16 protein-coding genes are annotated in these 20,071 nt (G+C 62.7%); 11 read left to right on the forward strand and 5 right to left on the reverse strand.

Going from position 1 to position 20,071, the window contains the following annotated elements; genetic code table 11:
* Positions 1-50: 50 nt before the first annotated feature.
* From ACZ0AZ_RS21115 to ACZ0AZ_RS21165, 11 genes are all read left to right on the forward strand, one after another.
* On the forward strand, positions 51-833 hold the full coding sequence (locus tag ACZ0AZ_RS21115; RefSeq protein WP_463538065.1) for an ABC transporter permease: 783 nt from the start codon (positions 51-53) through the stop codon (positions 831-833).
* Entirely contained in the window at positions 833-1,681 is an 849-nt protein-coding gene (locus ACZ0AZ_RS21120) for an ABC transporter ATP-binding protein (protein ID WP_039758693.1), read from the forward strand. Before ACZ0AZ_RS21115 ends, ACZ0AZ_RS21120 begins: the two co-directional genes overlap by 1 nt.
* Positions 1,678-2,640: a HEAT repeat domain-containing protein gene (locus ACZ0AZ_RS21125; RefSeq protein ID WP_463538066.1), complete on the forward strand. Its 963-nt coding sequence runs from the start codon at positions 1,678-1,680 to the stop codon at positions 2,638-2,640. Before ACZ0AZ_RS21120 ends, ACZ0AZ_RS21125 begins: the two co-directional genes overlap by 4 nt.
* Entirely contained in the window at positions 2,637-2,915 is a 279-nt protein-coding gene (locus ACZ0AZ_RS21130) for a DUF971 domain-containing protein (protein ID WP_463538067.1), read from the forward strand. The genes ACZ0AZ_RS21125 and ACZ0AZ_RS21130 overlap by 4 nt, the downstream gene beginning before the upstream one ends.
* Positions 2,916-3,113: 198 nt before the next feature.
* Positions 3,114-3,731 (forward strand): transcriptional repressor LexA, encoded by a 618-nt coding sequence (gene lexA / locus ACZ0AZ_RS21135; protein ID WP_463538068.1) that lies wholly within the window; start codon positions 3,114-3,116, stop codon positions 3,729-3,731.
* Complete coding sequence (gene imuA / locus ACZ0AZ_RS21140) at positions 3,731-4,348, forward strand: translesion DNA synthesis-associated protein ImuA (protein ID WP_129998558.1); 618 nt, start codon at positions 3,731-3,733, stop codon at positions 4,346-4,348. Before lexA ends, imuA begins: the two co-directional genes overlap by 1 nt.
* A 5-nt stretch (positions 4,349-4,353) precedes the next feature.
* On the forward strand, positions 4,354-5,769 hold the full coding sequence (locus ACZ0AZ_RS21145; RefSeq protein ID WP_129998559.1) for a Y-family DNA polymerase: 1,416 nt from the start codon (positions 4,354-4,356) through the stop codon (positions 5,767-5,769).
* Positions 5,766-8,843, forward strand: coding sequence for an error-prone DNA polymerase (locus tag ACZ0AZ_RS21150; RefSeq protein ID WP_463538069.1), 3,078 nt, complete (start codon positions 5,766-5,768; stop codon positions 8,841-8,843). The genes ACZ0AZ_RS21145 and ACZ0AZ_RS21150 overlap by 4 nt, the downstream gene beginning before the upstream one ends.
* A gap of 919 nt (positions 8,844-9,762) precedes the next feature.
* Positions 9,763-10,452, forward strand: coding sequence for a GntR family transcriptional regulator (locus tag ACZ0AZ_RS21155; RefSeq protein WP_129998561.1), 690 nt, complete (start codon positions 9,763-9,765; stop codon positions 10,450-10,452).
* 134 nt (positions 10,453-10,586) lie between these two features.
* Positions 10,587-12,698: an ATP-binding protein gene (locus ACZ0AZ_RS21160; protein WP_129998562.1), complete on the forward strand. Its 2,112-nt coding sequence runs from the start codon at positions 10,587-10,589 to the stop codon at positions 12,696-12,698.
* Between the two features lie 39 nt (positions 12,699-12,737).
* Positions 12,738-15,371, forward strand: coding sequence for an excinuclease ABC subunit UvrA (locus ACZ0AZ_RS21165; RefSeq protein WP_129998563.1), 2,634 nt, complete (start codon positions 12,738-12,740; stop codon positions 15,369-15,371).
* Between the two features lie 123 nt (positions 15,372-15,494).
* Here ACZ0AZ_RS21165 and ACZ0AZ_RS21170 read toward each other — a convergent pair whose 3' ends face one another.
* The 5 genes from ACZ0AZ_RS21170 to ACZ0AZ_RS21190 are packed head-to-tail and all read right to left on the reverse strand — an operon-like array spanning position 15,495 to position 20,069.
* On the reverse strand, positions 15,495-17,438 hold the full coding sequence (locus ACZ0AZ_RS21170) for a response regulator (RefSeq protein ID WP_310405017.1): 1,944 nt from the start codon (positions 17,436-17,438) through the stop codon (positions 15,495-15,497).
* Positions 17,428-18,303, reverse strand: coding sequence for a sensor histidine kinase (locus ACZ0AZ_RS21175; protein WP_039758669.1), 876 nt, complete (start codon positions 18,301-18,303; stop codon positions 17,428-17,430). The genes ACZ0AZ_RS21170 and ACZ0AZ_RS21175 overlap by 11 nt, the downstream gene beginning before the upstream one ends.
* On the reverse strand, positions 18,296-19,309 hold the full coding sequence (locus tag ACZ0AZ_RS21180) for an ATP-binding protein (protein WP_310405264.1): 1,014 nt from the start codon (positions 19,307-19,309) through the stop codon (positions 18,296-18,298). The genes ACZ0AZ_RS21175 and ACZ0AZ_RS21180 overlap by 8 nt, the downstream gene beginning before the upstream one ends.
* Positions 19,306-19,710: an anti-sigma regulatory factor gene (locus tag ACZ0AZ_RS21185; protein ID WP_016774465.1), complete on the reverse strand. Its 405-nt coding sequence runs from the start codon at positions 19,708-19,710 to the stop codon at positions 19,306-19,308. Before ACZ0AZ_RS21185 ends, ACZ0AZ_RS21180 begins: the two co-directional genes overlap by 4 nt.
* Complete coding sequence (locus ACZ0AZ_RS21190) at positions 19,707-20,069, reverse strand: STAS domain-containing protein (protein WP_016774466.1); 363 nt, start codon at positions 20,067-20,069, stop codon at positions 19,707-19,709. Before ACZ0AZ_RS21190 ends, ACZ0AZ_RS21185 begins: the two co-directional genes overlap by 4 nt.
* Positions 20,070-20,071 lie beyond the last annotated feature (2 nt).

Raw genomic sequence — 20,071 nt, forward strand, 5'->3', positions numbered from 1 at the left:
CCCAAAAAACACTGCATTCCCCCTGTAGGATCTGGTTGAGAGGAATATTTGTGTATCGATCCTGTTTGCGCTGGATTCCGAGGACGAGCTCTCTGTTGCTCTGCCTGCTGTTCTGGCAACTCGCCGCCAGCCACCACTGGAACCTCGGCCTGGTCACCTTCGCCAACGTGCCAACTCCCTTGGCCGTCGTCGAAGCCGCTCTGGGCCTGGGCGACTCGGGAAAACTCTGGCAGCACTTGAGCAGCAGTCTGGGCCGCGTCTTCGCCGGCTATCTGGCGGCGTTGTTCATCGGCATCGCCCTGGGCCTGGCCATCGGCCGGTCGAAATGGGCCGAAGACATTCTGCTCCCACCATTGGAAGTCCTGCGCCCAATCCCCGCCGTGGCGTGGATTCCGCTGGCGATCCTGATGTTTCCGTCCTCGGAATTGTCGATGGTCTTCATTACCTTCACCGGCGCGCTGTTCCCGATCCTGCTCAACACCGTGCACGGCGTCGAAGGCGTCGATCCACGCCTGATCGCCTCGGCAAAAAGCCTGGGAGCAGGGCGGCGGGCGATTCTGCTGGAAGTGATTTTGCCCGGCGCTGCACCGAGCATCATCACGGGCCTGGCGATCGGCATGGGCACTTCGTGGTTCTGTCTGGTGACGGCGGAAATGATCTCCGGGCAGTACGGCATCGGTTACTACACCTGGGAGTCCTACACCATTCAGAACTACGCCGACATTGTCGTCGGCATGCTCCTGATCGGCGTGTTGGGCATGGGCAGCAGTTGGCTGATCAAATGCCTGGGCGGCTTGTTCACGCCTTGGCATCGACCGCGAGGCAAAGCCTGATGAGCGTGATGCAAACCCCGGAAGGGCGGATCGACATCCGCCAATTGTCCATTGTCCTCGGCCAGGGCCGCGAGGCTTTCGAAGCGGTGCAGGGCCTCGATTGCCAGATCGAACCCGGGCAGTTCGTGTGCATTCTCGGCCCGTCCGGTTGCGGCAAGTCGACCTTGCTCGGCGCTCTGGCCGGGCACTTGAATGCCAGTACCGGCAGCTTGAAAGTCGACGGCAGCGCGGTGGCCGGCCCGTCGCCGCAGCGCGGCATGGTGTTTCAGCACCACACGCTGTTCCCGTGGCGTACGGTGCGCGACAACGTCGCCTTCGGCCTGAAGATGCGCGGCGTCGGCAAGGCTGAGCGGCATCGCGCGGCTGATGAAATCCTCAAACTGGTCGGCCTCGAAGGCTTCGCCGAGCGCTGGCCGGATCAACTCTCCGGAGGCATGCAGCAGCGGGTGGAGATTGCCCGGGTGCTGGTCAATCGCCCGCGCCTGTTGCTGATGGACGAGCCGTTCGGCGCGCTGGATGCGCTGACCCGCTTGAACATGCAGGAACTGTTGCTGGACATCTGGACGCGCATCCGCACGACCGTGGTTTTCGTCACCCATGACATCGACGAGGCGCTGTTTCTAGCCGATCGCTTGCTGGTAATGAGCGCGCGACCAGGGCGAATCATCGAAGACCTGCGTCTGGACTTTCCACGCCCGCGTATCAGTGAACTGGTGACCAGCCCCGAGTTCGCTCGCCTGAAACGCCATTGCCTTGACCTGCTGCGCCACGACAACGACCGACCGCTGCCGCGCCTCAATCCGCTCGGCCTGCCTCCTGAAAACCCTTTGCCGCGATTTGCCTTATGACCTCTATTTTTGCTGTAACCGACAACGAAGACATCCTCGCCCTGCAACCGCGCCTGACGGCTGAAGACCCTGGCGTGCGGCGCATTGCCCTGATTGATCTGGCCGATCTGGAAGAGCCGGATGGCTTGCTCTGGCTGGTCGATCGGCTGCGGCAGGATCCCGCCGAGGACGTCCGCGCTGAAGCCGCGCGATTGCTCGAAGCGTGGGAGGACGAAGCGGTTGTGCAAGCCTTGTGCGAGGGGCTGACCGATCCGTCGCCCGCTGTGCAATCGGCGGCGGCGCAAAGCCTGAGCCTGCTCAAGACAGCAGCGGCGGGGCGGGTGATTCTGCCGTGGACCGTCCATGCCGATGTCAGTGTGCGCATCGCCGCCTTTCGGGCGTTACGCGAATTGCGCTTCGCCGAGGCCGCGCCGGCTGCCGTCGCAGCGTTGAAGGACACCGATGCCAATGTCCGTCGCGAAGCGGTCGGTGTGCTCGGCTGGCTCAAACAGCTCGACGCGCTGCCAGCCCTGGCGCGCCTGGCCAGCGACGACCCGGACACCGAAGTGCGCCGCGCCGCCACCGGCGCGCTCGGTCTGGCCAGCGACGCCGAAGTGCTGCCGGCGTTGCGCCAGGCGTTGCGCGACCCTGCCTGGCAAGTGCGCGAAGAAGCTGCGACCACGCTGGGCAAGGTCGGTCACAGCGACGCCGGCCCGGCCTTGGTCGATGCGCTGAGCGATGATTACTGGCAGGTGCGCCTGCGCGCCACCCGCAGTCTCGGTCGCTTGCGCTTCGTCCCGGCCCTGGACGCGCTGATCGAAACCCTCGGCCACCGCATCAGCAACCTGCGCAAGGAAGCTGCGCTGGCCCTCGGTGAATTGAACGATCGCGGCGCCGTGGCCGCGTTGCAGGCGGCGCAGGACGACGGCGACCCGGAAGTGCGCAAAGCCGTACGCATCGCGTTGAGTCAGTTGCAATGAACCCGCTGTCGGTGGGCAACTCGCAAAGTGAGCGCACGTTACGCCTGAGTTGGCCGGACGGGCGTGAATCACTGCTCAAGCATGCCGATCTGCGCCGGCAATGCCCGTGCTCGCAATGCCGCGCGTTTCGCCTGCGCGGCGTCACGCCGCTGGTTGATGAGCGCGTGCGCCTGATCGAGGTCAACCCGCAGGGGTATGGCGTGCAACTGGTGTTCAGCGACGGGCATCAACGCGGGATTTACCCGTGGGCGTACCTGGCGCAACTGAATTCCTGACTTTTCCTGGCCCCCTGTGGGAGCGAGCCTGCTCGCGAAAGCGTAGTGTCAGGCGACGATGATGATTAATGTGCCGACGCCTTCGCGAGCAGGCTCGCTCCCACAGGGACTGTGGTCACAGATTGATCTGATTGCAGCTCCCTGCGTCGGCTTGCGCCGACTGGCGGTTCTTGTCAGGCATTTCCCACAGGAGTACAAATGTACTCCATGACGAACCTGACTCCCCGCCGTACCGCCATTCTGACCTTTATCCGCGATCGCATCGCCGAGCACGGTCAGCCCCCAAGCCTCGCTGAAATCAGCGAGGCTTTTGGTTTTGCCTCGCGCAGCGTGGCGCGCAAGCATGTGCTGGCGCTCAGCGAAGCCGGTTTTATCGAAGTCAATCCGCATCAGGCCCGGGGCATTCGTTTGCTCGGTCAGCCGCCGCGTCCGGAGCTGCTGGAGATTCCCGTACTCGGTCGCGTGGCTGCCGGCGCACCGATTGGCGCCGATGCCGATATCCATAACCGTTTGCTGCTCGACCCGGCGCTGTTCTCCCGCACCCCGGATTACATGCTGCGGGTGCAGGGTGACTCGATGATCGAAGACGGCATTCTCGATGGCGATCTGGTCGGTGTACGGCACAATCCTGAGGCGCTGAACGGCCAGATCGTCGTTGCGCGTCTGGACGGTGAAGTCACCATCAAACGCTTCGAACGGGTCGGGGATGAAGTGCGCCTGCTGCCGCGCAACCCGGCCTATCAGCCCATCGTTGTGCGTAAGGATCAGGATCTGGCCATCGAAGGCGTGTTCTGTGGTCTGGTGAGGCAAGGCTGATGGGCGCCGTCGTTGCACTGGATACGCTGTTCAATGGCGGCCAGGTCTGGCGCGGCAGGCCTGCGCCACCGGCGGCGAGTCCGCAGCCGACCGGGCATGCGGCATTGGACGCGGCTCTGCCCAGCGGCGGCTGGCCGGAAGCGGCGCTGAGTGAAATTCTCTTGGCCGGCCCCGGTGTCGGCGAGTTGCAACTGGTCTGGCCAACCCTGGCGCGATTGTCCGCGGCGGGTGAGCGCATCGTGCTGGTGGCGCCGCCGTTCTTGCCGTACCCACAAGCGTGGGCCAATGCCGGGGTTGATCTGCGCCAGTTGTCGGTGATTCAGGCCAGCGAGCGCGATGCCTTGTGGGCGGCGGAGCAATGCCTGCGTTCGGGCAGTTGCGGCGCGGTGCTGTGCTGGCCTAACAAGGCCGATGACCGAGCCTTGCGGCGTTTGCAGGTGGCGGCGGAAACCGGCCAGACCCTGGCATTCGCCTGGCGCCCGTTAAGCGAGGCGGTCAACCCGTCACCTGCAGCGTTACGCATAGCCATCGATGCCAAACCGGCGCAGCTACGCGTGCTCAAGTGCCGTGGCGGGCTGGCGCGTGCGACGCCGATTGCCTTTGTCGTGGGGCACTGATCGTCATGCGCTGGGTATGCATCCTGTTTCCGCAATTGGCCCTCGATGCCGTGCTGCGTCAGCGGCCCGACCCTGAGGAGCCGCTGGTCCTGCTTAGTGGCCCGGCCCAGCGCCGGGTGCTGCAAGCGGTGAATCCGGCGGCGCGCAAACTCGGTCTGCGTCCCGGCATGTCGATGACCGCCGCGCAAGCCATGAGCAAAGGCTTTGCCACCGCCGATTATGAGGTGGCCGAGGTTGCGCACTGGCAACAGTTTCTCGCCGCGTGGGCCTATCGTTTCAGCGCGCAAGTCAGCGTGCATTACCCGCGCACCGTGGTCTTCGAGATCGAATCGAGCCTGGGCCTGTTCGGTACCTGGCCGCAATTCGAAGCTCGCCTGCGCCAGGAGTTGAAAGACCTGGGCTTTCGTCACCGCATCGTCGCCGCGCCGAACCCGGTGGCCGCTCGGGTGCTGGCCAACGCCTACGATGGTTTGGTGGTGCCGGACGGCGAGGCCTTGCAGCATCATCTCGGGCAATTGCCGGTTGATCGTGTCGGGCTGGAGCCGAATGTCGCCACCGCATTGTCGCGCATGGGCCTGCGCAATCTCAGTCAGGTGCAAAGCCTGCCACGCCAGGCACTGGCCCGACGTTTCGAAGCACAAATGCTCAAACACCTCGACACGCTGTTCGGCGCACGCCCTCTGGCGCTGGCGTTCTATCTGCCGCCCGACCGTTTCGATATCCGCATCGAACTGAATTTCGACGTGCAATCCCATCAAGCCTTGCTGTTCCCGTTACGGCGCTTGACCGGCGATTTGTCGGCGTTCCTCTGCGGGCGCGACAGCGGTGTGCAGCGCTTCGATTTGCTTCTGGAACACGCCGGGCTGCCGGACACAGTGATCAAGGTCGGCCTGCTCAGCGCCGAGCGTGACGCGGCAATGCTGTTTGAACTGGCCCGTGGCCGGCTGGAGCAAGTCCAGGTCGAAGCACCGGTGCGTGGTTTTCGCTTGCGCGCCGAAGACCTGCCGAGTTTCGTTCCGCAGTATCAGGAGCTGTTTGACGATCGTCCGCAGCAGACCTTGCCCTGGGAGCAATTGCGCGAACGTCTGCGCGCACGGCTGGGTGATGACGCGGTGCAGGGGCTGCGCTTTCAGGCCGATCATCGCCCTGAGTGCGCGTGGCAGAACGCTGCCGATAAACACCTTTGCACGGGGTTGCCCAGCGTGCAGCGTCCGGGCTGGCTGCTCAACGAACCGCAAAGCGTGCCGGAAGGTTCGGCGCGGATTCTCATGGGGCCGGAGCGCATCGAATCCGGTTGGTGGGACGGTGGCGACGTGCGGCGTGATTACTACCTGATCCAGAACCGCGCCGGTCAGCAGGGTTGGGCCTGGCGGGCGGTGGGTGAGGGCGGTCCGCTGTGGCTGCAAGGCTGGTTCGCATGAGTGCCGATTACGCCGAACTGCATTGCCTGTCGAACTTCAGTTTCCAGCGCGGAGCTTCGAGCGCGCTGGAGCTGTTCCAACGGGCGAAAAAGCACGGTTATCAGGCGCTGGCGATTACCGACGAATGCACCCTGGCCGGAATCGTCCGTGCTTGGCAAGCGGCGAAGTCCGTTGAGTTGCCGTTGATCATCGGCAGCGAGATACGCATCGACAACGGCCCGAAACTGGTGCTGCTGGTGGAAAACCTTGCCGGTTATCAGGCCTTGTGCGGCTTGATCACCCAGGCTCGGCGCCGTACGCAGAAAGGCCAGTATCAGGTGCTGCGCGAAGACTTCGCCGAAGCACTGCCGGGTTTGCTGGTGTTGTGGGTGCCGGAATCAGTGGATGACCGGGAGGAAGGGCGCTGGCTGAAACAAACCTTCGGCGACCGCCTGTGGCTCACGGTGCAACTGCATCGCGGGCAGAACGATCAGCAGCGCCTGGCGGCATTGTTGGCTCTGGCGGCTGAGTTGCAGATTCCAGCCGTGGCCAGCGGCGATGTGCACATGCACGCCCGGGGGCGCCGTGCCTTGCAGGACACCATGACCGCGATCCGTCATCACGTCCCCGTGGCCGAAGCGGGTTTGCGCCTGCATCCCAACGGCGAGCGGCATTTGCGTTGCCTTGATGTGCTGCGCGAATTGTATCCGCCGGCCTTGCTCGAGGAATCGGTCAAACTGGCCCGACGTTGCACCTTCGATCTGAGCGAACTGCGCTATCAGTACCCGAAAGAGCTGGTGCCTGCTGGTCACAGTGCCAGTTCCTGGTTGCGCCATCTGACCGAGGAGGGCATTGCCTGGCGCTGGCCGAAAGGGCCTCAGGCCAAGGTGCTCAAGCAGATCGATGACGAGCTGCAATTGATCGCCGAACTCGGCTACGAAAGCTACTTCCTCACCGTGCATGACGTGGTGCGCTTTGCCCGCACACAGAACATCCTCTGTCAGGGCCGTGGTTCGGCAGCCAACTCGGCGGTGTGTTTTGCCTTGGGCATCACCGAGATCGACCCGGACCGCACCACGCTATTGTTCGAACGCTTCATGTCCAAGGAACGCAATGAGCCGCCGGACATCGATGTTGATTTCGAGCACGAGCGCCGCGAAGAAGTCCTGCAATACGTGTTCAACCGTTACGGCCGGCGGCGTGCGGCGTTGACGGCGGTGGTCAGCACCTATCACGCCACCGGCGCCGTGCGCGATGTGGCCAAGGCTCTCGGCCTGCCGCCGGATCAGATCAACGCGCTGGCCGACTGCTGCGGGCGCTGGAGTGATGAAACGCCGCCGCTGGAACGCTTGCGCGAAGGTGGCTTCGATCCGGACAGCCCGGTGCTGCGCCGGGTATTGAGCCTGACCGGGCAACTGATCGGCTTCCCCCGGCACCTGTCGCAGCATCCCGGCGGTTTTGTGATTTCCGAGCAGCCGCTGGACACCTTGGTGCCGGTCGAAAACGCGGCAATGGCCGACCGCACCATCATTCAGTGGGACAAGGACGACCTCGATGCGGTCGGCCTGCTCAAGGTGGATATTCTCGCCTTGGGCATGCTCAGTGCGATTCGCCGCTGCTTCGACCTGCTGCGCCGGCATCGTGATCTGAACCTGACACTCGCGACAATCCCGCCCGAAGACAAACCGACCTACGAAATGATCAGCCGCGCCGATACCGTCGGCGTGTTCCAGATCGAGTCTCGGGCGCAGATGTCGATGCTGCCGCGCCTGAAGCCAAAGACTTTCTACGATCTGGTGATTGAAGTGGCGATCGTCCGGCCCGGGCCGATTCAAGGCGGCATGGTTCATCCGTATCTGCGCCGACGCAATAACGAAGAGGCGGAAACCTATCCATCGCCGGCGCTCAAAGTCGTGCTGGAAAGAACTCTGGGCGTGCCGTTGTTCCAGGAACAGGTCATGCAGATCGCCATCGTCGCTGCCGACTATAGCCCCGGGGAGGCCGATCAGTTGCGCCGTTCCATGGCGGCGTGGAAACGCCATGGCGGACTGGAGCCGCACAAGGAACGTCTTGCCGCCGGCATGAAAAAGAATGGCTACACGCCGGAATTTGCCGCGCAGATCTTCGAGCAGATCAAGGGGTTCGGCAGTTACGGCTTCCCCGAATCCCATGCCGCCAGTTTTGCTTTGCTGACCTACGCCAGTTGCTGGCTCAAGTGCCACGAGCCGGCGGCGTTCGCCTGTGCGCTGATCAATAGTTGGCCGATGGGTTTCTACAGCCCTGACCAGATTCTGCAGGACGCGCGCCGGCACCAGTTACAGATCCGTCCGGTGGACGTGCGCGCCAGCGACTGGGATTGCAGCCTCGAACCGCTGAGTGCCGGGCAGCCGGCGATTCGCATGGGCCTGCGCATGATCAAGGGTTTTCGCGAAGAAGATGCCCGGCGCATCGAAGCCGCGCGCCGACACGGAGCCTTTGCCGATGTCGCTGACCTGGGTGAGCGCGCCGCTCTCGACAGTCGTGCGCAGGCCTTGCTGGCTGACTCCGGCGCTTTGCGCGGTCTGGCCGGGCATCGCCATCGCGCGCGTTGGGAAGTGGCCGGGGTACAGAAACAACTCGGCCTGTTCGCCGGCCTGCCCAACGAGGAAGAAGTCAAAATCGTCCTGCCCAAACCCAGCGTTGGCGAAGACCTGCACGCTGATTACGCCACGGTGGGGACGACGCTGGGGCCACATCCATTGGCCTTGTTGCGTGGCGAGTTGCAGGCCCGGCGCTGCCGCAGCTCGCAGGAATTGATGGATATCGAGCATGGCCGGCCGGTCAGCGTGGCCGGCCTGGTCACCGGCCGACAGCGCCCCGGTACGGCCAGCGGCGTGACGTTCGTGACGCTGGAAGATGAGTTCGGCAACGTCAACGTGGTGGTCTGGCGTGACCTCGCCGAGCGTCAGCGACAGGTGCTGGTGGGTTCGCAATTGCTCAAGGTCGACGGCCGCTGGGAGCGCGAAGGCGATGTGCGCCACCTGATCGCCGGGCGCATGAGCGACCTGAGTCCACTACTCAATGGCATTCACGTGCAGAGCCGGGATTTCCACTGATTCCATGTAAGAGTGAGTCTGCTCGCGCAAGCGGTAGGCCAGGCGATGACGATGTTGAATGTACCGACGCCTTCGCGAGCAAGCTCGCTCCCACAGGGATTAGGGTTGCGCTGAAGATCGTTGATTTGCCCCGATCCATTGTGGGAGTGAGCCTGCGCGAAAGCGCAGTGTCAGGCGATGACGATGTTGAATGTACCGACGCCTTCGCGAGCAAGCTCGCTCCCACAGGGATTTTGGTTGCGATGAAGATGGTCGATCTGCCCCATATCAGTGTGGCAGCGAGCCTGCTCGCGAAAGCGCAGTGTCAGGCAATGACGATGTTGACTGTGCCAGCGCCTTCGCGAGCAGGCTCGCTCCCACAGGGATTTTGGTTGCGATGAAGATGGTCGATCTGCCCCATATCAGTGTGGGAGCGAGCTTGCTCGCGAAAGCGGACTGTCAGGCGATGACGATGTTGACTGTGCCGCCGCCTTCGCGAGCAAGCTCGCTCCCACAGGTATTTGGGTTGCGCTGAAGATGTTGGCTTTGCCCCGGATCATTGTAGGAGTGAGTCTGCTCGCGAAAGCGCAGTGTCAGGCGATGACGATGTTGAATGTACCGACGCCTTCGCGAGCAGGCTCGCTCCCACAGGGATGAGGGTTGCGCTGAAGATCGTTGATTTACCCCGATCCATTGTGGGAGCGAGCTTGCTCGCGAAAGCGGTGGTTCAGGCAATGCAGATGTTGAATGTACCGACGCCTTTGCGAGCAGGCTCGCTCCCACAGGTTTTGGCTGTTTATTCAAAATCGAGATAAATCAAAAGGCTGCACCTTTGGGCCGAAGGCAGATATTCTGCGCTTCACACGGGGACGGGAATCCGATCAATCTCCATGGCCAGCCATTGCCAGGATGAATTGCCCGACGCCGAAGGAGTGTTCGAATGACCGAAAAGAAACTGGAAACCACGGTCGACCGCGTCTACCAAGGGGTTTACGCGGCGATCAGCAAGCGTTCGTTGCGCCCCGGCATGAAGCTGGGCGAGGCCTCGCTGGCCGAGCTGTTCAATGTCAGCCGCACCTCGGTGCGGGCTGCGCTCAAGCAATTGGAGGCCGATGGCCTGGTGACGACCGAGCCTAACAAAGGCGCGTCGGTTTCTTTGCCCAGTGACGCAGAGCTGCGTTCGCTGTTCGAAACCCGGCGGCTGATCGAAATCGGCATCGTCACCGAACTGTGCCGACGCAAGGACACCGTTGCCCTGCAGGACCTGCGCGAGCACTTGCTGCTGGAAGACGCCGCCCATGCAGCCGGCGACCATGAACGGCTGATTCACTTGCTTGGCGAATTCCACCTCAAACTGGCGCGCAGCCTGAACAATCCGGTGCTGCTCGACTGGTTCCAGAAACTGATCTCGCGCGCCTCGCTGTATGCCGCCGCGCTCGACGACGACAGTCACGAGGCCTGCCGCGACGATGAACACCTGCGCCTGCTCGAGTACATCGAGGCCGGCAATCAGAGCGCCGCGATCGAGCTGACCTGCACGCACCTCAACGGAATCGAGAAAGCGATTCTTGACGTTGCTGCAAAAATGAAAACCGGCTATCACCCGCTCAAACACCTCATTGGCGTCTGAATCGGCTCGCGTTGGAAATCGCTATATCTCCAATGAAACCAATGCGCTTTCAGAGCCTCGAAACACACGGGCGTCGCGTCGTTGTAGCGTTGCGATAGATCGGAAAACCGCAAAAAAGGACACTGAGTCAGGCGATGCAGTTTTTATCCGAAAGCCACGGCTGTGAGGGCTGGAAAGGCGAAATGGCCGAACGCATTCGGGCGTTTGACTGGAGCCATACCGAACTGGGTCCGCTCGCCGACTGGCCGGCCAGCCTGTGCAACACCGTGCAACTGATGCTGGCTTCGCCGTTGCCCATGGTGATGCTGTGGGGCCACGCCGGCTACATGATCTACAACGACGCTTATTCCGAATTCGCCGGCGGCCGCCACCCCTATCTGCTTGGCGTCCCGGTTGAGCTGGGCTGGCCGGAAGTCGCCGAATTCAACCGTCACGTCGTCGACACCTGCCTGGCCGGTGGCACCTTGTCCTATCGCAACAAAGAGCTGGTATTGCTGCGCGACGGCGTCCCCGAAGATGTCTGGATGGATTTGTATTACAGCCCGGTGGCCAACGATGAAGGCGTGCCCGGCGGCGTCATGGCGATGGTCGTCGAGACCACCGAACTGGTGCACTCCGAGCGCCTGCGCCAGGCGGCGGAAGACGCTTATCGCGCCGACAACGAACGCGTGCGTCTGGCCTTGAATGCCGGCGCACTGCTGGGCTCGTTTGTCTGGGACATCAAGAACAATCGCTTCTCCGCTGACGAACGTTTCGCCCGCACCTTTTCCTATCCGCCAGATCAGGACCTGAGCGATCTGCAACAAGAGATCGCCGAATCGCGCATCCATCCCGAGGATCATCGGTGGGTGCAGGAGCGGGTTGCCCATTGCGTGCGCACTGGCGAACCGTACAACGCCGAATACCGCGTGCAGCGTGGCGACGGCCAGTATCTGTGGGTCTTGGCCAGTGGTGCCTGCGAGTTCGATGAAGACGGCAAGCCGTTTCGTTTCCCCGGCGTGCTGATCGATATTCATGAGCGCAAGAACGCCGAAGAATCCCTGCTCAAATTCACCCGCAACCTCGAACAGCGCGTAGCCGCCGAAGTGGATGCGCGACTGGCTGCGGAAGAGCAATTGCGTCAATCGCAGAAACTCGAAGCCATCGGCGGCCTCACCGGCGGCGTCGCCCACGACTTCAACAATCTGCTGCAAGTGATCGCCGGCAACCTGCATCTGCTCGCTCGGCATGAGCCGAACAATGCCAACGTACAGCGCCGGGTCGGGGCTTCGCTGGCGGCGGTCGAACGCGGTGCCAAACTGTCTTCGCAATTGCTCGCCTTTGCCCGGCGGCAACCGCTGTCACCGGCCGTGTGCAACCCCGAGCAGATTTTCGAAGGCGTCGGCGAACTGCTGCAACGCGCCCTGGGCGAAACCATTCAGATCGACGTGCAACTGCCGCCGCAGCCGTGGCATATCAACGTCGACCGTAACCAGTTGGAAAACGCGATTCTCAATCTGGCCATCAACGCCCGCGACGCGATGAAGGGCGAGGGCGTTATTGGCCTCAGCGCCGCCAACGTCTGCCTGGACAGCGAATACTGCGCCGGCAAAGGCATCGCGGCCGGTGAGTATGTTCGCGTGGCGGTCAGCGACACCGGCGTGGGCATTGCCCCACAAATGCTGGAACAGGTCTTCGAACCGTTTTTCACCACCAAGGCCGACGGGCAGGGCACCGGGCTGGGCTTGAGCATGGTCTTCGGCTTCGTCAAGCAGAGTGGCGGCCACGTCGAGATCGACAGCAAGCTCGGCGAAGGCACGCGGGTGCAGTTGTATTTCCCGCGCAGCTTGCGCCCGGTCCGCGAAGAGACCGCGAGTATCGGCGAACGCAAGGGCGGTGGCCACGAAACCATTCTGGTGGTGGAGGACAACGACGCCGTGCGCGCTTCGGCGGTGGAGTTGCTGCGCGAAGAAGGCTATCGAGTGATGACCGCGTGCAATGGCGACGTCGCCATGCAGATGTTGCTGGAAGGCATCGAGATTGATCTGATCTTCACCGATGTGGTCATGCCCGGCCTGATCAAGAGTTCGGATCTGGCCGCATGGGCCAAGGTGCAGACGCCGCCGGTGCCGGTGCTGTTCACCTCCGGGCATACCCGCGACATCATTTCCCGCGACCACCAACTCAGCCCCGATACGCATCTGCTTGGCAAACCTTACAGCCCGCAAGCGTTGCTGCAGATGATTTGCGAGGTGCTCGGCACTTGAGGCCGAGCGCTGCCACTGTTTTCCAATCAAGGCAGGTCGATGACTTCCAAGCGCAATTCCAAAGCACCCGCCGGCATGGTCCGCGTGCGCGGCGCCCGCGAACATAACCTGAAAAACGTTGATGTCGATATTCCCCGCGATGCGCTGGTGGTGTTCACCGGCGTCTCGGGTTCGGGCAAGTCATCGCTGGCGTTTTCCACGCTGTATGCCGAGGCCCAGCGGCGTTATTTCGAATCGGTGGCGCCGTACGCGCGGCGGCTGATCGATCAGGTTGGCGTGCCGGATGTCGACTCCATTGAAGGACTGCCGCCCGCCGTCGCCCTGCAACAGCAGCGCGGCACGCCGAGCGCGCGTTCCTCGGTGGGCAGCGTGACGACGCTGTCGAGCCTGATCCGCATGCTGTATTCCCGTGCCGGCAGTTACCCGCCGGGACAGCCGATGCTGTATGCCGAGGACTTTTCACCGAACACACCGCAGGGTGCTTGCCCGGAGTGTCATGGATTGGGCCGCGTCTATGAAGTGACCGAAGCGCTGATGGTGCCGGACCCCAACCTGACCATCCGCCAGCGCGCCGTGGCCTCTTGGCCGTTGGCGTGGCAGGGGCAGAACCTGCGCGACATCCTCGTGACCATGGGTATCGACGTCGACATTGCGTGGAAGAAATTGCCGAAAAAGCAGCGCGACTGGATTCTCTTCACGGAAGAGACGCCGACGGTGCCGGTGTACGCCGGGCTGACCCCGGAAGAAACCCGCGTCGCCCTTAAACGCAAGATGGAACCGAGTTATCAGGGCACATTCACCGGCGCGCGGCGCTACATCCTGCACACCTTCACCCACTCGCAAAGTGCGCTGATGAAGAAGCGTGTTTCGCAATTCATGCGCGGCAGTCCGTGCCCATTGTGCGAGGGCAAGCGGCTCAAGCGCGAGGCGTTGTCGGTGACCTTTGCCGGCTACGACATTGGTGAGCTGTCGCAGATGCCGTTGCTGCAAGTGGCCGAAGTGCTGCGGCCTGTAGCAGCGGCAAATTATCTGGAACAGGCCGAAGAGAACGGCGACACCCTCAGCCATGCACAAACCCGCGAGGCCCGCCAGCAACGGGTCGCCCATGGCGCCAGCGGTCATGCCAGCGCACCGGACGTGCGCCACACGCCGAACCTGTCGCTGGAGAAACGCTTGGCGGCGCAGCGCATCGCTGAGGATTTGCTGGAGCGGGTCAGCACCCTGACCGATCTCGGCCTGGGTTATCTGGCGCTGGAACGCAGTACGCCGACGTTGTCGTCGGGCGAGTTGCAGCGTTTGCGCCTGGCCACACAGTTGGGGTCGCAGCTGTTCGGCGTCATCTATGTGCTGGATGAACCGTCTGCCGGTCTGCACCCGGCGGATGGCGAGGCGCTGTTCGAGGCCTTGCAACGGTTGAAGGCTGACGGCAACACCTTGTTTGTGGTCGAGCACGATGTCGAGACCATGCGCCGTGCCGACTGGTTGATCGACGTCGGCCCGGCAGCGGGCGAGAAGGGCGGGCGCGTGTTGTACAGCGGTCCGCCTGCGGGACTCGCTGATGTTGCCGATTCGCAGACTCGCGCTTATCTGTTTGCCGAAAACCAGCGCCCTGAGCGCACCGCGCGCAAGCCGAGCGGGTGGCTGAAGCTGAACGGCGTGACGCGCAATAACCTGAATAATCTCAGCGCCGAATTCCCCTTGGGCTGCTTCACCTCGGTGACCGGTGTGTCTGGCTCCGGCAAGTCGAGTCTGGTCAGTCAGGCGTTGCTGGAACTGGTCGGCGCACAGTTGGGCCGTCCGGTGGCCGAGGCCGAGTCAGAAGAATCGAGCCTGGAAGATGACGCGCCGCCGCCCAGCACCGGCCAGATCAGCGCCGGCCTGGAGTCGATCAAGCGCCTGGTGCAGGTTGATCAGAAACCCATCGGACGCACGCCGCGCTCCAATCTGGCGACCTACACCGGGCTGTTCGACAACGTGCGCAAGCTGTTCGCCGCGACTCCCGAAGCGCAAGCGGCAGGGTATGACGCCGGGCAATTTTCCTTCAACGTCGCCAAGGGCCGTTGCGCCACTTGCGAGGGCGAGGGCTTTGTCAGTGTGGAACTGCTGTTCATGCCCAGCGTGTATGCGCCATGTCCGACCTGCCACGGCGCGCGCTACAACCCACAGACATTGGCGATCCTCTGGCAGGGATTGAGCATTGCCCAAGTGCTGCAATTGACAGTCGATGAAGCGGTGACGGTGTTTGCCGAACAGGCAGGAATCCGCCGTTCGCTGGAAGTGCTGCGCGATATTGGTCTGGGTTATCTGCGCCTCGGGCAACCGGCCACGGAATTGTCCGGCGGTGAGGCGCAGCGGATCAAACTCGCCACCGAATTGCAGCGCAGTCAGCGTGGCGCGACCTTGTATGTGCTGGATGAGCCGACCACGGGATTGCACCCGAGGGATGTTGATCGGTTGCTGGAACAACTCGATACGCTGGTGATGGCGGGACACACGGTTATCGTGGTGGAGCACGAAATGCGTGTAGTGGCGCAGAGCGACTGGGTGATCGACATCGGCCCCGGCGCCGGTGATCAGGGCGGCAGAATTGTCGCCGCCGGCACACCGCAAAAAGTCGCCGCGAGCAAAAAGAGCAAGACTGCGCCGTTTCTGGCTCGGGCTTTGAGCCCATAACTGCAGCGCCTTGCTGGCCGCCATCGCTGGCAAGCCAGCTCCCACAGGAATTCAAGTTGTTGCCGAAAATCTGCGCACACTGATGCCCCTTGTGGGAGCTGGCTTGCCAGCGATGGCGCCAGTTCAGGCGCCATCGATTGTGCGGCGGACTTTGTCGAGCAGTTCGCTGATCTGGAACGGCTTGACCAGCATTTCCATCCCTGTACCCAGGAAGACCTGGCGGTTGAGCGCGGTTTCGGCGTAGCCGGTCATGAACAGGATCGGCAGCCCTTCATTCCAGCCGCGGGCGACATCCGCCAGCTCACGGCCACTCATGCGCGGCAAGCCTACGTCGGTCAGCAGCAGGTCGATGGACGGGTCGTTCTGCAGGCGCTCCAGCGCCGATTCGATATCCGCCACTTGCGTGCAGCGATAGCCGGCGTCTTCCAGCACTTCGGTGACGAACAATCGCACCGTGGCCATGTCTTCGACGATCAGCACATGCTCACCACTGCCTTTGGCATCAGGCACGGGCACAGGTGCGTCGGCCCCGGTCGGGTCGTTGGTGCCGGGGAGCATGATGGTCACTTCGGTGCCACGGCGGGCGACGCTGCGGATGTGCGCGTCACCGCCGGACTGACGGGCGAAGCCGTAAATCGTCGACAGGCCGAGCCCGGTGCCCTGGCCCAGCGGCTTGGTGGTGAAGAACGGCTCGAACACCTTGTCGATCACGTTGTGTTCAATGCCGGTGCCGTCATCGCGTACCGACAGCGCCACGTACGCGCCATCGGCCAGATTCGGATCGCCGTGGGAATAAGCGGCGTAAGTATTGACCCAGATATTGCCGCCGGAGGGCAGGGCATCGCGGGCGTTGATCACCAGGTTGAGCACGGCGCTTTCCAGCTGCACCGGATCGACCAGCGCAATCGCCGGTTTGTTGGTCAGTTCCAGCTTGAGGGTGATGCGCTCGCCGATGGTGCGCACCAGCAATTCTTCCAGCGAGCGAACATGCTCGTTGATGTCCACCGGCCGTGTATCGAGCGGCTGCTGACGGGCAAATGCCAGCAGACGATGGGTCAGCGAGGCCGCGCTCATCGCTGAGTTCAGCGCTGCTTCGGTGTAGAACTGCACCTTGTCCAGACGTTCATCGGCCACGCGTTTCTGGATCAGCTCCAGACTGGTGATGATCCCGGTCAGCAGGTTGTTGAAGTCGTGAGCGATGCCGCCGGTGAGCTTGCCCAGTGCATCCATTTTCTGCACTTGCAGCAATTGCGCTTCAGCGTGCACACGCTCCGCGACTTCCTTGGCCAGTTGCGTGGTGGTGTCATCCAGCCGTGCGAGGTGCGAACGCTCGCGCCGACGGTGTTCGGTGACGTCCTCGACGAACACCAGGCTCAGTTCCGGCGTGCGATACGGCGAAATCTGCCATTCGGTTTCGCGAATTTCACCCTGCACGCGCATATTCAGCGTGCCTTTCCAGCGCTCGCCGTCGACCAGACGCAGACGCAGTTCATCGAGGATCGAGCATTGATCTTCGGCGAAGCATTCACGCAGCGCCTGCGGGTCGCGGTTATCGACGATCAGCTGGGCAAAGGCGTGATTGCATTCATGCACTTTCAGATTGGCATCGAGCACGGCGATCGGCGCTGAGACGTTAGCGAAAATCTCGCGGAAACGCGCCTCACTTTCGCGCAAGGCATTTTCCGTGTCGCGCACCCGCAGCAGGGTACGCAGCGTCGCCAGCAGCACATCGGGGTCGACCGGGTGAATCAGATACGCATCGGCGCCGGCGTTGAGGCCGGTAATGATGTCGCCGGTCTGGATCGACGCCGCCGACACATGAATCACCGGCAGCAGCGCAGTGCGCGGGTCGGCGCGCAACAGGCGGACGATGTCGAAACCGCTCATGTCCGGCAGGTTGACGTCGAGGATCAACGCATCGAGGGCTTCGCTCTCGATCAGGGCCAGGCCGTCGCTGCCGGTGCCGGCTTCGAGCACCGTGTAGCCATGGCGCTCCAGGCGTCGGCGCAGGGCGTAACGGGTGGCGACGTTGTCATCGACGATCAACAGGCGGATGTCACGATTCATCGACGTTCTCCAGAGCGATCGCCAGCGGGATGATGACAAAGAACGTCGAGCCCACGCCCGGCGTACTGTCTACCCCGACTTCACCGCCAAGCAGGGCGGCGAAACGCTTGCACAGTGACAGGCCCAGACCGGTGCCGCGCAGACGCTTCTGCAATGGCGAATCGACTTGGGAGAAGTCCTCGAACAGCGTGTCATGCAACTCGGCCGCGATGCCGATGCCGGTGTCGCTGACGGCAAAGCGCACCTTGTCTTCACCTTCCAGTCGCGCCGACACGCGCACTTCGCCACGGGTGGTGAATTTCAGCGAGTTGGAAATGAAGTTGCGCAGGATCTGCCCGAGTTTCTTGTCATCGGTATACAGGCGCGGCAGGCCCAGCGGCTCTTCAAAGATCAGATCCACCGCCGAAGCATCGACGATTGGCCGGAACATCCCGCGCAGCGCCGAAAACAGGTCGAACATGTCGAACCAGGCCGGCGAAATGCTGATGCGCCCGGCTTCGATCTTGGCCAGATCGAGCAGGTCGTCAACCATGTCGCTGAGCTCGCGGGCAGCGGTGCTGACGAAGGCTACCTGCTTGTGCTGTTCAGGGCTGAGCGGGCCGTCGAGTTCGTCAGCGAGCAGACTGTTGATGCTCAGAATCGAGCCCAACGGCGTGCGGAATTCATGGCTCATGTACGACAGGAAGCGGCTCTTCAGATCTGAGGCCTGACGCAACTCGTCTGCCTGGTTGTCGAGTTCAGCGTATAGCGCCAGTACGCCTTGGTTGGTCTCATCGAGTTCTTCGCGCAGGGCAGTGTTTTCACGTTGCAACTGTGCGATGAGCGCCGCCTGTTCTGCAGGGCTCAAGGTTGCCGATTCAGCCATGGGTGGCCTCCAGGTCAACGACCAGCACCGTCACGTCATCGCGGCCACGACAGAAATCGCGGTGCAGGACGCTGGCTATCACGGCGGGATGGCGATGCACCAGACCGGGGTAGTCTTTGAGGTTCCAACGGGACTGTAAGCCGTCGCTGTACATGATCAATAAATGTCCGTTCACGTGAGCATAGTCAAAAGGTTTGGCTTTACGGTACTGGCCGCCGACGATGCCGGGATGCGAGGCCAGCCCGCGTGACTTTTCCGGGTCGAGCAGGCTGGCGCCGATATTACCGACACCGGCGAACGTCAGGCCATCGCGCTGGCTGTCGAATTGCGCAAAGGCCACGGCGCCGCCGCGGGTGCCGAGCATTTCCTGATGCAGGTCTTCCATCAACACCACGGGGTCGGCAAACGGCGCTCGGGCGAATGCTTGTGCCCCGGCCAGGCCTGCGCGCTCGGCGTCTTCGCCATGACCGAGACCATCCACCACCAGCGCGCTGATCCGCGCGCCTTCATACGCCAGGTGCCAGACGTCGCCGCAGGCTGGATCGGCATGCAACGAATGCTGGCTGACGCCGAAGCGGACATCGGCCTGACGATCGCTACGCGCAAAGATCCGCGCCAGCAGCACGGCGCCACGGTGGTCGGCATAGACGTCGAAGACGTTGGTCTGCCGCGACACCGCGCCCAGGCCAATGCCTTGCGTGCCGCCCGTGGAAAAACCGTCCGCCAGACAGGCATCCAGATCAAAGCCCTGAGCCCGGTCTACCGTCTGCATTTCAATGCCGAAAGCGTTGCCTGGCCGCGCCAGTACACGCAGGTGAAACTCTCCGCGCTGGGCATGCTTGAGCACATTGCTCGCCAGTTCGGTCGCGACCAGCGCCACGCGCCCGGCATCGTTTTCGTCGAAGCCGTGCTGCTCGGCGAGTTTCTGCGCGGTGCGTCGGGCGTGACCGATCTGGCTGCTGTCCTCGATCGGCAAAACCTGGGTCAACGACCCAGCGATATTCATGTCCATCGGGTGATCGTTATGCGTGTGCCTTTGCCGGGCTCAGTGTCGAGTTCGAATTCATTGACCAGGCGCTTGGCACCGGTCAGGCCCAGGCCGAGGCCGCTGCCGGAGGTCCAGCCGTCGGTCATCGCCAGTTTGATGTCGGGGATGCCCGGGCCCTCGTCGCGGAAGGTAATGCGCAGGCCGACCCGGCCGTTTTCCTCGAGGATCTGCCAGTCCATGTCGCCGCCACCGCCATACACCATGGTGTTGCGTGCCAGCTCGCTGACGGCGGTGACCAGTTTGGTCAGGTCGATCAGCCGCATGCCGCACTCGGTGGCGAGCTTGCGCGTGGTCTGGCGGGCCAGCACCACGTCCTGTTCAATCAGGATGGGTTGAGTACCGCTGCTGCGCACGGTCATTGCAGGCGTACTCGATCCTGCAGCAGTTTCATTCCGCGTTCGACGTTGAGCGCGGTGCTCACGCCCGGCAAGGTCATGCCCAACTCAACAAGGGTGATTGCCACGGCCGGTTGCATGCCGACCAGCACGGTTTCGGCGTCCATGATCTTCGACAAACCGGAAATCGTGCCGATCATGCGTCCGATGAACGAGTCGACCATGTCCAGCGCCGAGATGTCGATCAGCACGCCACGCGCCGAGGTCCGGCTGATACGCTCGGATAGATCGTCCTGCAGGGTCATGGCGAGCTGGTCGTGCATGTCGACCTGAATGGTCACCAGCAGCAAATCGCCCATTTGAAGAATCGGAATACGTTCCATCG

The organism is Pseudomonas sp. AC239, assembly GCF_979258545.1.

Coding starts and splice junctions, on each gene's coding strand:
- ACZ0AZ_RS21120 (WP_039758693.1), top strand. CDS start 833: ATGAGCGTGATGCAAACCCCGGAAGGGCGGATCGACATCCGCCAATTG.
- ACZ0AZ_RS21125 (WP_463538066.1), top strand. CDS start 1,678: ATGACCTCTATTTTTGCTGTAACCGACAACGAAGACATCCTCGCCCTG.
- ACZ0AZ_RS21130 (WP_463538067.1), top strand. CDS start 2,637: ATGAACCCGCTGTCGGTGGGCAACTCGCAAAGTGAGCGCACGTTACGC.
- lexA (WP_463538068.1), top strand. CDS start 3,114: ATGTACTCCATGACGAACCTGACTCCCCGCCGTACCGCCATTCTGACC.
- imuA (WP_129998558.1), top strand. CDS start 3,731: ATGGGCGCCGTCGTTGCACTGGATACGCTGTTCAATGGCGGCCAGGTC.
- ACZ0AZ_RS21145 (WP_129998559.1), top strand. CDS start 4,354: ATGCGCTGGGTATGCATCCTGTTTCCGCAATTGGCCCTCGATGCCGTG.
- ACZ0AZ_RS21150 (WP_463538069.1), top strand. CDS start 5,766: ATGAGTGCCGATTACGCCGAACTGCATTGCCTGTCGAACTTCAGTTTC.
- ACZ0AZ_RS21155 (WP_129998561.1), top strand. CDS start 9,763: ATGACCGAAAAGAAACTGGAAACCACGGTCGACCGCGTCTACCAAGGG.
- ACZ0AZ_RS21160 (WP_129998562.1), top strand. CDS start 10,587: ATGCAGTTTTTATCCGAAAGCCACGGCTGTGAGGGCTGGAAAGGCGAA.
- ACZ0AZ_RS21165 (WP_129998563.1), top strand. CDS start 12,738: ATGACTTCCAAGCGCAATTCCAAAGCACCCGCCGGCATGGTCCGCGTG.
- ACZ0AZ_RS21170 (WP_310405017.1), bottom strand. CDS start 17,438: ATGAATCGTGACATCCGCCTGTTGATCGTCGATGACAACGTCGCCACC.
- ACZ0AZ_RS21175 (WP_039758669.1), bottom strand. CDS start 18,303: ATGGCTGAATCGGCAACCTTGAGCCCTGCAGAACAGGCGGCGCTCATC.
- ACZ0AZ_RS21180 (WP_310405264.1), bottom strand. CDS start 19,309: ATGAATATCGCTGGGTCGTTGACCCAGGTTTTGCCGATCGAGGACAGC.
- ACZ0AZ_RS21185 (WP_016774465.1), bottom strand. CDS start 19,710: ATGACCGTGCGCAGCAGCGGTACTCAACCCATCCTGATTGAACAGGAC.
- ACZ0AZ_RS21190 (WP_016774466.1), bottom strand. CDS start 20,069: ATGGAACGTATTCCGATTCTTCAAATGGGCGATTTGCTGCTGGTGACC.